General features: G+C 60.7%; 16 protein-coding genes and 1 riboswitch. Of the genes, 9 read left to right on the top strand and 7 right to left on the bottom strand.

The genetic code is table 11. The features are described from left to right. The first annotated feature begins 75 nt into the window (after positions 1–75). A complete protein-coding gene (locus tag GZH91_RS11900) occupies positions 76–1,494 on the top strand; it encodes a mannose-1-phosphate guanylyltransferase/mannose-6-phosphate isomerase (protein ID WP_147074479.1) in 1,419 nt (472 codons plus the stop codon). A gap of 65 nt (positions 1,495–1,559) precedes the next feature. Here the strand turns inward: GZH91_RS11900 and GZH91_RS11895 are convergent, their stop codons facing one another. From GZH91_RS11895 to moaA, 7 genes are all read right to left on the bottom strand, one after another. Then, on the bottom strand, positions 1,560–1,928 hold the full coding sequence (locus GZH91_RS11895) for a DsrE/DsrF/DrsH-like family protein (RefSeq protein WP_147074456.1): 369 nt from the start codon (positions 1,926–1,928) through the stop codon (positions 1,560–1,562). Between the two features lie 89 nt (positions 1,929–2,017). Next, positions 2,018–3,421, bottom strand: coding sequence for a glutamate--tRNA ligase (gene gltX, locus GZH91_RS11890; RefSeq protein ID WP_147074457.1), 1,404 nt, complete (start codon positions 3,419–3,421; stop codon positions 2,018–2,020). A 53-nt stretch (positions 3,422–3,474) separates the two neighbouring features. Next, on the bottom strand, positions 3,475–4,923 hold the full coding sequence (gene glgA, locus GZH91_RS11885) for a glycogen synthase GlgA (RefSeq protein WP_147074458.1): 1,449 nt from the start codon (positions 4,921–4,923) through the stop codon (positions 3,475–3,477). 9 nt (positions 4,924–4,932) lie between these two features. Next, entirely contained in the window at positions 4,933–5,994 is a 1,062-nt protein-coding gene (mnmA, locus tag GZH91_RS11880; RefSeq protein WP_147074459.1) for a tRNA 2-thiouridine(34) synthase MnmA, read from the bottom strand. Continuing rightward, a complete protein-coding gene (locus GZH91_RS11875; RefSeq protein ID WP_147074460.1) occupies positions 5,987–6,499 on the bottom strand; it encodes a hypothetical protein in 513 nt (170 codons plus the stop codon). The genes mnmA and GZH91_RS11875 overlap by 8 nt, the downstream gene beginning before the upstream one ends. Positions 6,500–6,528: 29 nt before the next feature. Continuing rightward, positions 6,529–6,975, bottom strand: a complete 447-nt coding sequence (locus tag GZH91_RS11870) for an NUDIX hydrolase (protein ID WP_147074461.1) — start codon at positions 6,973–6,975, stop codon at positions 6,529–6,531. A 59-nt stretch (positions 6,976–7,034) separates the two neighbouring features. After that, positions 7,035–8,027 carry a GTP 3',8-cyclase MoaA gene (gene moaA, locus GZH91_RS11865; RefSeq protein ID WP_147074462.1) on the bottom strand — a complete coding sequence of 331 codons (993 nt, stop codon included), beginning with the start codon at positions 8,025–8,027 and terminating at the stop codon, positions 7,035–7,037. A gap of 72 nt (positions 8,028–8,099) precedes the next feature. On the opposite strand from moaA, the gene mobB reads away from it, so the two are divergent. The 8 genes from mobB (at position 8,100) to GZH91_RS11825 (ending at position 12,658) form a co-directional block, all read left to right on the top strand. Next, positions 8,100–8,591 carry a molybdopterin-guanine dinucleotide biosynthesis protein B gene (gene mobB / locus GZH91_RS11860; RefSeq protein WP_147074463.1) on the top strand — a complete coding sequence of 164 codons (492 nt, stop codon included), beginning with the start codon at positions 8,100–8,102 and terminating at the stop codon, positions 8,589–8,591. Further along, the gene (locus GZH91_RS11855) at positions 8,542–9,795 is read left to right on the top strand and encodes a molybdopterin molybdotransferase MoeA (RefSeq protein WP_147074464.1); all 1,254 of its coding nucleotides are present in this window, start codon (positions 8,542–8,544) and stop codon (positions 9,793–9,795) included. Before mobB ends, GZH91_RS11855 begins: the two co-directional genes overlap by 50 nt. Next, positions 9,792–10,049: a molybdopterin converting factor subunit 1 gene (moaD, locus tag GZH91_RS11850; protein ID WP_147074465.1), complete on the top strand. Its 258-nt coding sequence runs from the start codon at positions 9,792–9,794 to the stop codon at positions 10,047–10,049. Before GZH91_RS11855 ends, moaD begins: the two co-directional genes overlap by 4 nt. Next, positions 10,049–10,501: a molybdopterin synthase catalytic subunit MoaE gene (gene moaE / locus GZH91_RS11845; RefSeq protein ID WP_147074466.1), complete on the top strand. Its 453-nt coding sequence runs from the start codon at positions 10,049–10,051 to the stop codon at positions 10,499–10,501. Before moaD ends, moaE begins: the two co-directional genes overlap by 1 nt. 370 nt (positions 10,502–10,871) lie before the next feature. After that, positions 10,872–10,952: riboswitch (Fluoride riboswitch) on the top strand. A gap of 74 nt (positions 10,953–11,026) precedes the next feature. Next, a complete protein-coding gene (gene crcB / locus GZH91_RS11840; RefSeq protein WP_147074467.1) occupies positions 11,027–11,422 on the top strand; it encodes a fluoride efflux transporter CrcB in 396 nt (131 codons plus the stop codon). Beyond that, positions 11,422–11,799 (top strand): HIT family protein, encoded by a 378-nt coding sequence (locus GZH91_RS11835; RefSeq protein WP_147074468.1) that lies wholly within the window; start codon positions 11,422–11,424, stop codon positions 11,797–11,799. The genes crcB and GZH91_RS11835 overlap by 1 nt, the downstream gene beginning before the upstream one ends. A gap of 25 nt (positions 11,800–11,824) precedes the next feature. Further along, positions 11,825–12,151, top strand: coding sequence for a DUF190 domain-containing protein (locus tag GZH91_RS11830; protein ID WP_147074469.1), 327 nt, complete (start codon positions 11,825–11,827; stop codon positions 12,149–12,151). A 117-nt stretch (positions 12,152–12,268) separates the two neighbouring features. Then, a complete protein-coding gene (locus GZH91_RS11825; RefSeq protein WP_147074470.1) occupies positions 12,269–12,658 on the top strand; it encodes a HEAT repeat domain-containing protein in 390 nt (129 codons plus the stop codon). Positions 12,659–12,660 lie beyond the last annotated feature (2 nt).

Raw genomic sequence — 12,660 nt, 5'->3', positions numbered from 1 at the left:
CTGTATCGCATGGATGCCTTTCCCCAGCTTGGGCAGGCTGATGAATTCACTGAATTGATTGAGGAAACAACCAACATGCGCATTCATCCCGTCATTCTCTCCGGGGGGTCCGGTACCCGCCTGTGGCCCTTGTCCCGCGCCGCGTTGCCCAAGCAGTTGTTGCCGCTGGTGTCGGAGCGCACCATGCTGCAGGAAACCGTGCTGCGCCTTTCCGGTATCGCCGACATCACGCCGCCCACGCTGGTATGCAACCATGAGCACCGCTTCATGGTGGCCGAGCAGATGCGCGCGATTGAGGTCACGCCCGAGACTATTTTTCTCGAGCCCATCGGGCGCAATACCGCACCGGCAGCGGCAGTCGCAGCGCTGGCACTCATGGCGCGGGATGCCGAGGCCCTGATGCTGCTGTTGCCGGCCGATCACTTGATAGCAGATGTGGACGCATTTGAGCGCGCCGTGGCCCAGGCCGTGGATGCCGCCCAGGCTAGTCAGCTGGTGACCTTCGGCATCGTGCCACAGGCGCCTGAAACCGGCTATGGCTATATCCAGCGCGGCCCGGCGGACAGCCATTTGGACGGTGTGTTTGCAGTAGGGCGTTTTGTGGAAAAACCCAGCCGTGAAATCGCCCAGGGCTATCTGCAATCGGGCGATTATTTCTGGAACAGCGGCATGTTTCTGTTCAAGGCTGCGGCGTTTGTCAATGAATTGCGCGGCTACCGCCCGGATATTCTCGCCGCCAGCCAGGCGGCACTGGACAGCAGCCAGCGTGATCTGGACTTTGTCCGTCTGGATACCCAGGCATTTACGGCTTGCCCCTCCGAATCCATCGATTACGCCGTCATGGAACGCACCCGTAACGCCGTGGTGGTGCCCGCCGACATTGGCTGGAGCGATATCGGCTCGTGGTCGGCACTGTGGGAAATCGGTGCCAAGGATCGTGCTGGCAATGTCATGCGCGGTGACATCTACAACGACGGTGCCAGCAACAATCTGATCCGTGCCGAGAGCCGCATGGTCGCGGTAATTGGCGTATCCGACCTGGTGATCGTGGAAACCAGCGATGCCGTGATGGTGGCGCACAAAGACCGCGTGCAGGACGTCAAAAAAGTGGTCGAGCACCTGAAACAACACCGTCGTACCGAGCATCTCAACCATACCCGTGTGTTTCGCCCGTGGGGTTGGTACGAAGGTATTGATGCGGGGGAGCGTTTTCAGGTCAAGCGCATCATGGTCAAACCGGGCGAGAAACTGTCGTTGCAAATGCATCACCACCGTGCCGAGCACTGGATAGTGGTGAGCGGCACGGCACGCGTTACGCGTAATGACGAAGTGCTGCTGCTCACCGAGAATCAGTCCACCTACATTCCATTGGGCAGTACGCACCGGCTGGAAAATGCGGGCAAGATTGCATTGCACATGATCGAGGTGCAGTCGGGCGCGTATCTGGGGGAGGATGATATTGTGCGCTTTGAGGACATTTACCAGCGCAGTTAGAAAATCGCAGGCAACAAAAAAGCGGGGCAGCAGGCTCCGCCTTTTTGTCGGGGGGTAACCTGCGCTTAGTAGGTCAGGGTCACGACATCTTCATCCATGGCCTGCTGGATGACGTAGGCGCCGCCCACGGTTTCTTCGATCTCGGGGATCAGGTCGTCGCCCCACAGTTCCAGGGTCGGGGTGCACACTTTGAAATGCACGCCGGCTTCGTGAGCGTCCTTGATGAAGTCGTACACGCTCTTGGGCGAGCCTTCCATCACGAACAGCTTTTCAGCCACGCCTTTTTTGGCCAGTTCGCCGGAACGGGCGGTCAGAATCACTTCGACTTCATATTCCATCGCGGCGGCAACGGTCGCTTGGAAGAAAGGCGCGCCCAGTTCAGAGCCATTCGCGGGGTCGGTGTTGACCATAATAATCATCAGCTTATCAGCCATACTTCATCTCCTGATACAAAAATTTAGGGGCGGTCTCAAGTCAAGACACAAGATTATAACAATAAAACAGAATACTTATGAACAGCTATTTAGGCGGAAAGTTTTGCCAATTGTTCCTGCAGCCGGCATATCACGGTTTCACGCCCAAGCAGTTCCAGCGTGGCGTCGATGCTCGGCGTTTGTGTCTCACCCGTGACCAGCACGCGTAGCGGCATGGCGATTTTTGGCATTTTCAGCCCGGATTCCGCTACCACGGCCTTGAGCGTTTCCTGGATAGTCTGGCGTTTCCATTCGACGGCCATAAAGCGGCTGGCCAGCGCGTTCAGCGCCGGAATCGCCTCCGCTGGCAGATGTTGTGCGACCAGTTCCGCGGAAGGCTCAAGATAACGGTAGAACAGCACCGCTGCGTCGGCGAGTTCCACCAGGGTGCTCACGCGTACCTTCAGCAGCTGCACAACCTCGGTGAGTGGCGGGCCATTGGCAAGGTCGCCGCCATCGCGCAGCAAGAAAGGTGTGGTCAACTCGGCCAGGCGCGCATTGTCGGCAGTTTTCAGGTATTGCTGATTAATCCACAGCAGTTTTTCCGCGTTGAACTTGGCGGGGGAACGGCTGATGGCCTCGAGATTGAACCATGCGACGAACTGCGCCATGGAAAACACCTCGTCGTCGCCGTGCGCCCAGCCCAGCCGTGCCAGGTAGTTGAGCAGCGCCTCGGGCAGGTAGCCGTCTTCCAGGTATTGCATCACGCTTACCGCGCCGTGGCGCTTGGACAAACGCTCGCCATCGGCACCCAGAATCATCGGCACATGCGCGTATTGCGGCAGGGTGGCGCCCAGCGCCTTGAGGATGTTGATCTGGCGCGGCGTGTTGTTGACGTGGTCGTCGCCGCGAATGACCTGGGTGATGTTCATGTCCCAGTCGTCCACCGCCACGCAGAAATTATAGGTGGGCGTGCCATCGGGGCGGGCGATGACCAGGTCGTCCAGTTCGGTGTTGCTGATCTCGATGATGCCTTTGACCAGATCGTTCCATGCCACTGAGCCATCCAGCGGATTCTTGAAACGGACCACCGGCGCGACGCCAGCTGGCGGCGCGGGCAAAACTTTGTCCGGCTCGGGCCGCCAGCGGCCGTCGTAGCGTGGTTTGAGTCCGGCAGCGCGTTGCTGTTCGCGCATGGTTTCGACTTCTTCCTTGCTGGCGTAGCAGTGGTAGGCATGGCCGCTGGCCAGCAACTGGCCGATGACTTCCTTGTAGCGCGCCATGCGCTGCATCTGGTAGAACGGACCTTCGTCATAATCGAGCCCGAGCCAGCTCATGCCCTGCAAAATGGCCTGGACGGATTCCGGCGTGGAGCGTTCCAGGTCGGTATCCTCGATGCGCAGGATAAAGACGCCACCGTGTTTGCGGGCATACGCCCAGGAAAACAGCGCGGTGCGCGCGCCGCCAATATGCAGATAGCCGGTCGGGCTGGGAGCGAAGCGGGTACGAATCATCGGGTAGGGCGGATAGGTAAAGTCATTATTTTACGCGAAACGGGATGTTGGCATTAGCCGGCCAACATGCTCTGGTACAGCCCCTGGTAATGGCGTGCGCTGGTCTCCCAGCTGAAATCACGCGCCATCGCGTTCTTTTTTATTCGGCTCCATTGGCGCGGGTTATGGTAACAGGCCAGCGCACGCCGTACCGCAGCGAGGAATGCTGCCGGGGTGGCTTCGTCAAACATGAAACCGGTGGCGCTGCCGTCTGCGAGGCTGGCGCTGGTGGTGTCGGTCACGGTGTCGGCCAGCCCGCCGGTGCGGCGCACCACGGGCGGCGTGCCATAGCGCTGGCTGTACATTTGATTCAGCCCGCATGGTTCGAAGCGCGACGGCATGAGGAAGATATCCGCCCCGGCCTCAATGCGGTGCGCAAGGCCTTCGTCATAGCCAATCACCACCCCCACTTGCGCCGGATATTCTGCGGCAAGCTGGCGCAACCGGGTTTCCAGCATGGCATCGCCACTGCCCAGCACCATGATTTGTACGCCTTCTTCGATCAGTTGGGGCGCAATAGCCAGCAGCAAGTCCTGACCTTTCTGGTGCGTCATGCGGCTGATGACCCCGAATAAAGGCGTGTCATTGCTGCGGGTAAGGCCGTGCTCAGCCTGTAACAGGCGCTTGACGGCAGCCTTGCCAGACATGCGGCCAGGATGGTAGTGGCGGCACAGGTGCGGGTCGCTGGCCGGGTTCCAGTCGTCCGTATCAATACCGTTCACAATGCCGGTGAGCTGTGCGCGGCGATGCTGCAGCAGCCCTTGCATACCGAAGCCCAGGGCGTCGTGCTGGATTTCTTCAGCGTAGCTGGGGCTGACCGTGCTGATGTGATCAGCGTAGTACAGGCCGGCTTTGAGAAACGACAGGTTGCCATAGTATTCCAGACCTTCGATGCTGAAGCTGGCCGGCGGCAACCCCAGCTCGGTGAGGGTATGCGGCGGGAAAATACCCTGATAGGCCAGGTTGTGGATGGTCATCAGTGTGGCTGCCGGGCGTGCGCTGCCGTGGTGCAGGTAGGCGGGTGTGAGACCGGTTTGCCAGTCATTGCAGTGCACAATATCCACCGGCCAGTGCAACGGCGAGGCTGTGCTGCCCAACAGCGCAGCAACTGCCGACAGCAGTCCAAAACGCAGGTGGTTGTCTGGCCAGTCATGGCCGGTGATGTCCTGGTAGGGGCCGCCGTGACGGTCGAAATAACCGGGATGCTCAATCACGATCAACGGCACGCTGCTGTCCGGCATGGCCGCACCATGCAAGCGCAGCGCACCGTGTACCGGGAGCTCCAGGCTGGCGAGCGGTGTTTTGTCGGGTAATGCGGCCAGCACCTTGGGATAACCGGGGATGAGCACGCGCACGTCCATGCCCAGCTTGCGCAGCGCGGCAGGCAGGGCGCCGCTGACGTCGGCGAGACCGCCGGTTTTGGCTAGCGGGTAGATTTCTGAAGTGGCAAACAGGATATTCATGAATGGCCTTTATTGAATAATGCCGCCGCCCAGGCACACATTGCCCGCGTATAGCACCACAGACTGGCCTGGGGTGACGGCCCATTGCGGCGTGTCGAAATCCAGCATACAGCGGCCTGGGTCCAGTGCGCCGAAGCGGCAACCGGCATCGGCCTGCCGATAGCGGGTTTTGGCGGCATAGGCAAGCATCTTATCGGGAGCAAAACCGGCGATCCAGTTGAGGTCTGCGGCGTGCAGGCGGGTGCTGAACAGCAGCGGGTGGTCGTGTCCCTGCACCACGGTCAGGCGATTCTCCGGCAGGTTTTTAACCGCCACGAACCAGGCTTCACCGGCCCCGCCGATACCCAGCCCCTGGCGCTGTCCCAGCGTGTAGTACATCAAGCCCTGGTGGCGCCCGACCACGCGCCCGTCCGGCGTGCACATGTCTCCGGGCTGGATCGGCAGATAGCGTTGCAGGAATTCGCGGAACGGGCGTTCGCCGATGAAGCAGATGCCGGTGCTGTCTTTTTTGGCGAAATTGGGCAGCCCGGCCTCCTCGGCGATACGGCGTACCTGCGGTTTGGTCAACTCGCCCAGCGGGAACAGGGATTTGGACAGCTGCGCCTGATTGAGGCGATACAGAAAATAGCTCTGATCCTTGGCTGTATCCACGGCTTTGAGCAGTTCATAGCGTCCGTCTACCTCGTGCAGCCGCGCATAATGACCGGTGGCGATGCGTTCGCCGCCCAAACTCAGTGCATGGTCGAGAAACGCCTTGAATTTGATTTCCGCATTGCACAGCACATCCGGGTTAGGGGTGCGTCCGGCCTGGTATTCGCGCAGAAAGTAGCTGAACACCCGATCCTTGTACTCGCTACTGAAATTGACCGCTTCGACGTCCAGGCCGATGACATCGGCCACCGCCAGCACGTCGAGAAAATCCTGGCGCGCCGGACAGTGCTCGTCGTCCTCGTCTTCCCAGTTTTTCATGAACAGGCCGGTGACGCGATAGCCTTGCTGTTTGAGCAGCAGCGCGGTGACAGCGGAATCCACGCCGCCCGACATGCCGACGATGATGTGTGGCTTAGACATCGGGGGAGGCTCCGCTGAGCCAGTCTTGCAAAGGGGAGATGACGGCTGGCTGGCTGTTGTCATAAAACCATGAATTCACTGCGTATTCCTGGCGTTCTGTGCGATCCATGATATGCGTGGCCCAGTGTACGTTGACAATCAACGGTGCGCGTTCCACCGGAGCGAGCAGCGCGTGAAAGCGCAACAAGCCCAAGCGCTGCAGCAGCCTGAGATAGGTGGTGTTGGTGGTGGAATCGCCGATGCAATCCAGGCGCCCGTCGGCTCCATCGTCATTGGCGTTGCCGCCCTTGTCGCGCCAGGTGGGGGTCTGCTCGCCGGCAAAACGCTCAAACTGGCCAATGGCATTGGCAATCGCGCTGCGCTCTGCAGGCGGGGTGGTCGCGCATTTAAACAGCTGGCGTAGCGCATGCATCTGCCGGACACTGAAATTCACATTGGCGTGGCGGGCGCAACTGCAGTTGTAGCAGACGTTGGCAGTGACCGCCCAGGCGGGTACGGTGCTCACCAGACCAATACCTAATGCCGCAACGCGCATCATGCGTAGTGGGTCAGCAGCGCCAGCGGATAGCGTGTGCCGGTCAGGTAATCGTCCACACAGCGCATCACCAGCGGGCTGCGATGGCGGGTTTGCAGGGCGCGCATTTCCTCTGGAGTCTGCCAGACCGTACGCAGGATGCCCGCGTCGAGGATGCGATGCGGTTCTGAGCCGGTGATATTGCCGGTGAAGGCAAAGCGCAAATAAGTGCGGTCATGCGCCGTCTGGTGCCAGTGATACACGCCCACCAGGGTTTCGGGCTGAAAATGATGCGCGGATTCTTCCAGTGTTTCGCGGATCACTGCCGTCACCAGCGACTCACCCGGATCAAGATGACCGGCGGGCTGGTTGAACAAGATCCCGTCGTCGGTTTCTTCTTCGACCAGCAAAAAACGGCCATTCTGTTCGATTACGGCGGCAACGGTTACGTGAGGTTTCCAGATCATGCGAGGCAAAGTGTGATGAGAAGCCTGCGATTTTACCGCAAATAAAGTCCGACAGCCTTCTAGCCCCCGGTTGCCGACATGAAGCGCACAATCTTGTCCGGTTGTTCGCGGAATTCGTGACGTTCCGGCTTGAGTTCCAGTGCTGCGCAGATGGCGCTTTCCAGCTCGGCATCGGTCGCACTGCCACGCAGCAGGGGACGGAACTCGAATTTTTCTTCCTGCCCCAGGCACAGGTAGAGCGTGCCATCGACGGCCAGGCGCACGCGGTTGCAGGTAGCGCAAAAATGTTGCGAGATGGGAGTGATGAAACCCACTGAAAACTGCCCGTCCGGACTACCCAGATAACGTGCCGGGCCGCCGCCTTGAAAGGCCGTATCGACCAGGCCGAAACGCGCCTGGATACGGGCTTTGACCGGCTGCAGATCGAGATATTGCGTATTGCGGCCGGTGTCGCCCATTGGCATCGCTTCGATCAGGCGCAGCACAAAGTTACGTTCCATACAGAACGCGACCATGTCGTCGATCTCGTCGTCGTTCACACCGCGCATCGCCACCATGTTGATTTTGATCGGGGTAAAGCCCGCCTGCTGCGCGCTGCTCAGGCCAGCCATGATCTTGTGCAGCACGTCGCGCCCGGTGACGGCCTCAATACGCTCGGCGTGCAGGGAATCCAGGCTGACATTCAGCCGGGTGACACCCGCAGCCTTGAGCGCGGTGGCGTGTTTGTCCATCTGGGTGGCGTTGGTTGAGAGCGATAGATCTTCGATGCCTGGCAGGCGGGCAATACGCGCAGCGAGCGCGGGCAAATCGCGGCGCAGCAGGGGCTCGCCGCCAGTGATGCGAACGCGTTTCAGGCCCAGCCGCGCAAACGCGCCCAGCAAGCGCTCGATTTCATCAAAAGTGAGCCAGTGCGCGGGCTCTTCAAAACCCTTGAATCCCTCCGGCATGCAGTAGCTGCAGCGCAGGTCGCAGCGGTCGGTCACCGATAGCCGCAGATATTCAATGCGGCGGCCAAAGCGGTCGGTAAGATTGGGCATGAGGGTGGCGGACATGGCTTTGCAGACAGTCGTTATGTTGTATAGAATATAACGCTATATGATGTCAAAATCAAAGAAAAAACACAGATGAAGGTATTGGGTCTGGCGGGCTGGAGCGGCGCAGGCAAGACCACGCTGATCGAGAAGCTTATCCCGCTATGCGGGGCGGACGGGTTGAAAGTGACGCTGATCAAGCAGACGCACCACGATGTGGACATTGATCAGCCTGGCAAGGATAGCTGGCGCGCACGCCAGGCCGGTGCGCATGAGGTGCTGCTGGCATCGGGCCGGCGCTGGGCGCTGATGCACGAGCGACGCGACGGTGCAGAGCCGGGTTTGCAAGACCTGCTGGCACGCCTGGCGCCGGTTGATCTGGTGCTGGTGGAAGGCTGCAAGCGTGAGGTCATCCCCAAGCTGGAAGTGCATCGCCGCGCCAACAATCAGCCGTGGCTGTACCCCGGCGATGCGGCCATCGTGGCAGTCGCCAGCGATATGGCGCCGCCGGGCGGAATGCTGCGTCTGGATTTGAATGACGTCGCCGCTATTTATCAATTTATCCGAACAACAATGGGAGTTTGAGGTGCTGACTGCAGACCAGTTATTGGAAGAACTGCTCAGGCGCGCGCGCGCGCTGACGCAAACCGAGGCGGTGCCTGTCGAGCTAGCCCTGGGACGTGTGCTGGCGCAGCCGCAGGTATCCGCGATCAGCGTGCCGCCGCTGGATAACAGCGCGATGGATGGCTACGCCGTGCGTGCAGCAGAGTGTGTGCCGGGTGCGCGACTGGTGGTCTCGCAACGCATTGCTGCCGGGCAGGTGGGGGAGGCGCTGGCCACGGCTGGCGCGGCGCGGATTTTCACCGGCGCGCCGGTGCCGCCGGGAGCCGATGCGGTGGTGATGCAGGAGCATTGCAGCGCGGACGGCGACAAGGTGCAGGTTCACCACCAGCCCAAACCGGGCGAGAATATCCGCCGCGCCGGAGAAGACATTCGCCCCGGCGCTACCATCCTGCCTGCAGGCATGCGCCTGGGTGCCGCCGCGATGGGCCTGGCCGCGTCGGTGGGTCTGACCGCGCTGCCGGTGTACCGGCGCCTCAAGGTGGCCAGTTTTTCCACCGGCAACGAACTGGTGCAGCCGGGAACGGCGCTGGGGGCAGGGCAGATTTATAACTCCAATCGTTATACGCTGGCTGGCCTGGTGCAGGGCCTGGGTTGCGAATGGCTGGATCTGGGCAGCGTGCCCGATACCCTGGCGGCCACGCTGGCCGCACTGCAGCATGCGGCAGCGCTGGCTGATGTGGTGATTACCAGCGGCGGCGTGTCGGTGGGGGAAGAAGACCACGTCAAGGCGGCGGTTGAGCAGCTCGGCAAAATCGACATGTGGAAGGTGGCGATGAAACCCGGCAAGCCGCTGGTATACGGGCGCGTGGGTGAGGCGGATTTCATCGGCCTGCCCGGCAATCCGGTATCCACGTTGGTCACCTTTGCGCTGTTTGCCCGGCCATTTCTGCTCAAACGCATGGGTGTGGTGGATGTACTGCCCAAAACCTGCCGCGTCAAGGCCGCATTCGACTGGGAAAAACCGGGCGAGCGCCGCGAATTCCTGCGCGCGCGGCTGCAGGCGGGGCAGGGCGGCGAACTGGAAGCGCAGCTATTCCATAACCAGAGCTCGGGCGTGCTCACCTCCGCCGTGTGGGCGGATGGCCTGGTGGATATTGACATTGGCCAGATGGTAACGCGCGGCCAGACGGTGCGGTTTATCCCGTTTAGCGAGGTGCTGGGATGAAGCTCAAGGTGCTGTATTTTGCCCGCCTGCGCGAACGCCTGGGGGTGGCTGAAGAGGCCGTGGAACTGCCCGACGGCATGGGCATGGTCGCCATGCTGCTCGACGTGCTGCGCGCGCGCGGCGGCGTGTGGGCCGAACAGCTCGCCGCTGGCAAGAATTTCCGGGTGGCGGTCAACCAGGATATGGCAGGGATGGAAGCCCCCATTGAAGACGGCGACGAAGTGGCGATATTCCCGCCGGTGACGGGGGGCTGATGAAAATTCTCGTCGATGAAAAGGATTTTGACGCCGGTGCCGAAATCGCCGCGCTGCGCGCAGGCAATCCGCACATCGGCGCGGTGGCGAGCTTTGTCGGCCTGGTGCGTGATACCAATGCGGGCAGCACGGTGGCCAGCATGACGCTGGAACATTATCCCGCCATGACCCGGCGTGCGCTGGAGGCGATTGTGGCCGAAGCCGGCCGGCGCTGGGCGCTGCTGGATGTGACAGTGATCCACCGTGTGGGAGAACTGCGCCCGAGTGATCAGATTGTGCTGGTAGCGGTTGCCTCCGGTCATCGCGCGGATGCGTTTGCCGCGTGTGAGTTCATCATGGATTACCTCAAGACCCAGGCACCGTTCTGGAAAAAAGAACAGACCCCCGCTGGCGCACGCTGGGTGGAACAGCGTGCCACGGATGAACAGGCGGCGGCACGCTGGGCTGAGTAATCCGGACAAGAATCTGTCACCCAGGCATACAGAGACAATATAACGCTTGTGCGCGATACCCGGTGTACCGGCTCAGGCCAAATCTGGCAGGCAGTGTCTGAATGCGACCTGTCAGTGTGGAATTGCGACCTGGCACTTCCAGCCAGAAACCTGCTGATGCTCACTATTCGGCGCGCTTGACATGACCGGTTTTTGGCGCTGAAGCCCGGTCGTGATTCCGGGCTGATTTACAGACCTGCCGTCCGCTGTCAACAACGAGTGACTGAAAAACAAGCTATTGCTGTGTCTGAAAAAACTTGACCCCTACGGTTCGACATGATCCGTTTCCCCTGACTGGAAGGGCTTTACATTGCCGGCGCAGCTTGCTATCTTTCGCGCAGGAGATGGCATGCCTCCCGGGGAGCTGATGTAACCTCGAACCGCCTTCAGGGCTAATGATGTCTACCGGCAACCCGGCAACGGGGCGGTAGGCATTTTTTTCGCCCCCTGCCGGAATCTTGATCGATCTGTCTGGAAGGGAGGAGTATGGGCTTCTATGGTTTTCTTGCGGTGGGCGGTGGCGCGGCTTTCGGCGCATGGTTGCGCTGGTGGCTGGGCATTCTGCTCAATCCAGTTTTTCCCACGCTTCCTCTCGGTACCCTGGCCGCCAATTTGCTGGGCGGCTACCTGATCGGCGTTGCTGTTGCGCTTTTTTCCGAACAAGCCGGTCTGCCGCCGGAGGCGCGGCTGTTCGTCATCACCGGCTTCATGGGGGGGCTCACCACGTTTTCCACCTTTTCCGCTGAGGCCGTAACGCTGTTATCGCGCGCCGAATACCCGTGGGCCCTGGCGCACATCGTGGCGCACTTGGGCGGCTCCATCGCCATGACGGGGCTGGGCATGGTAACGGTCAACCTGCTCAAAACGAAGGGCGCTGCATAATGAACGAAAGCGCGCAAAACTGTCCGTTCTGCCAGCCTGAAGACGTCCTGTTCGAGAATGACCTGGCCTATGCGCGCGCGGACAGGTACCCGGTCAACCCGGGCCATCTGCTGATCATCCCCAAGTGTCATGTCGCCGACTTCTTCCTCACCACCATGGCGGAAAAAACTGCCCTGCTGGCGCTGCTTGACGAGGCGAGACACTACCTCGACAGCAAACATGCTCCCGCCGGCTACAACGTCGGCGTCAACGTGGGCGAGGCGGCGGGGCAGACGATCTTCCACGTCCATCTGCACCTCATCCCCCGCTACCTCGGCGACACGGCGGACCCCCGTGGCGGCGTACGAGGCGTCATTCCGTCCAGACAGTCCTACTGAAATCGAACCCGAGGAGGAAAACACCATGCAAGGCACCTATCTCAAATTCTACGTGCATGAGAACCGCAACCATCACCATATCCTGGTCTACGAATGGCTGCTGGAACAGGCGAAGAAGATGGGCATCCACGGCGGTTCTGCATTCAAGGCCATTGCCGGTTTCGGACGCCACGGCGTGCTGCATGAAGACCATTTTTTCGAGCTGGCGGGCGATCTGCCGGTGGAAGTGGTGTTCATGGTGAGCCACGAGGAGGCGGAGCAGTTTCTGGAATTGATCAGGAACGCAGGCTTGACCTTGTTCTACGTCAGGATGGCCGCCGAATACGGTGTGATCAACGGCGACACGCATTAACTCCGAGGAGAAAAAGCCATGACTGAAATGCTGCCGGGATCGGTAGCCAAACAGGTTATTGCCTACGCCTCCTGCACGGTGACCGTGGTGCGCGCTTGAGTGCCAGGCGTGGAAGGGTTGCAGCAAATCTGCCTGAGATGTTTCCATCTGATTCCGGCGGAAACGCAGACCTGCCCCCATTGTGGAGCCGACCTTGCCGCGTTTGCGGCGCGGGATTACGCGGATAAGCTGATTGCCGCGCTCGGCCACTCTCTGTCCGAGGTGCGCATGCGCGCCATTATTGCGCTCGGCTGGCGCGGTGAGGGTCGTGCTGCGCAGCCGCTGCTTGAACTGGCGCTACGACACCCTGTGGATGTCGTGGAGGGGCTGGCGGTGGTGAAGAGTCTCGCCGGAATGGGGGTTGAAGGCCGCATCGCCCTGGTCGCGCTGGCTGAACGGCACCAGGCTCACGCGGTGAGGGAGACGGCGCAACAAGTGCTTCGAACAATTAGGCACGCTAAACACTAAGG

The sequence above is a fragment of the Sulfuriferula plumbiphila genome (genome assembly GCF_009938015.1).
In the GTDB taxonomy this organism is placed as follows: Bacteria; Pseudomonadota; Gammaproteobacteria; order Burkholderiales; family Sulfuriferulaceae; genus Sulfuriferula; species Sulfuriferula plumbiphila.
This window is presented reverse-complemented; position numbering and strand designations above follow the sequence as displayed.

What these genes read in the sequence shown, in the direction of transcription:
- moaD (WP_147074465.1), top strand. Translation starts at nt 9,792, where the DNA reads ATGAAGCTCAAGGTGCTGTATTTTGCCCGCCTGCGCGAACGCCTGGGG.
- glgA (WP_147074458.1), bottom strand. Translation starts at nt 4,923, where the DNA reads ATGAATATCCTGTTTGCCACTTCAGAAATCTACCCGCTAGCCAAAACC.
- mnmA (WP_147074459.1), bottom strand. Translation starts at nt 5,994, where the DNA reads ATGTCTAAGCCACACATCATCGTCGGCATGTCGGGCGGCGTGGATTCC.
- GZH91_RS11830 (WP_147074469.1), top strand. Translation starts at nt 11,825, where the DNA reads ATGCAAGGCACCTATCTCAAATTCTACGTGCATGAGAACCGCAACCAT.
- moaE (WP_147074466.1), top strand. Translation starts at nt 10,049, where the DNA reads ATGAAAATTCTCGTCGATGAAAAGGATTTTGACGCCGGTGCCGAAATC.
- mobB (WP_147074463.1), top strand. Translation starts at nt 8,100, where the DNA reads ATGAAGGTATTGGGTCTGGCGGGCTGGAGCGGCGCAGGCAAGACCACG.
- GZH91_RS11855 (WP_147074464.1), top strand. Translation starts at nt 8,542, where the DNA reads ATGACGTCGCCGCTATTTATCAATTTATCCGAACAACAATGGGAGTTT.
- gltX (WP_147074457.1), bottom strand. Translation starts at nt 3,421, where the DNA reads ATGATTCGTACCCGCTTCGCTCCCAGCCCGACCGGCTATCTGCATATT.
- GZH91_RS11895 (WP_147074456.1), bottom strand. Translation starts at nt 1,928, where the DNA reads ATGGCTGATAAGCTGATGATTATTATGGTCAACACCGACCCCGCGAAT.
- GZH91_RS11835 (WP_147074468.1), top strand. Translation starts at nt 11,422, where the DNA reads ATGAACGAAAGCGCGCAAAACTGTCCGTTCTGCCAGCCTGAAGACGTC.
- moaA (WP_147074462.1), bottom strand. Translation starts at nt 8,027, where the DNA reads ATGTCCGCCACCCTCATGCCCAATCTTACCGACCGCTTTGGCCGCCGC.
- crcB (WP_147074467.1), top strand. Translation starts at nt 11,027, where the DNA reads ATGGGCTTCTATGGTTTTCTTGCGGTGGGCGGTGGCGCGGCTTTCGGC.
- GZH91_RS11900 (WP_147074479.1), top strand. Translation starts at nt 76, where the DNA reads ATGCGCATTCATCCCGTCATTCTCTCCGGGGGGTCCGGTACCCGCCTG.
- GZH91_RS11870 (WP_147074461.1), bottom strand. Translation starts at nt 6,975, where the DNA reads ATGATCTGGAAACCTCACGTAACCGTTGCCGCCGTAATCGAACAGAAT.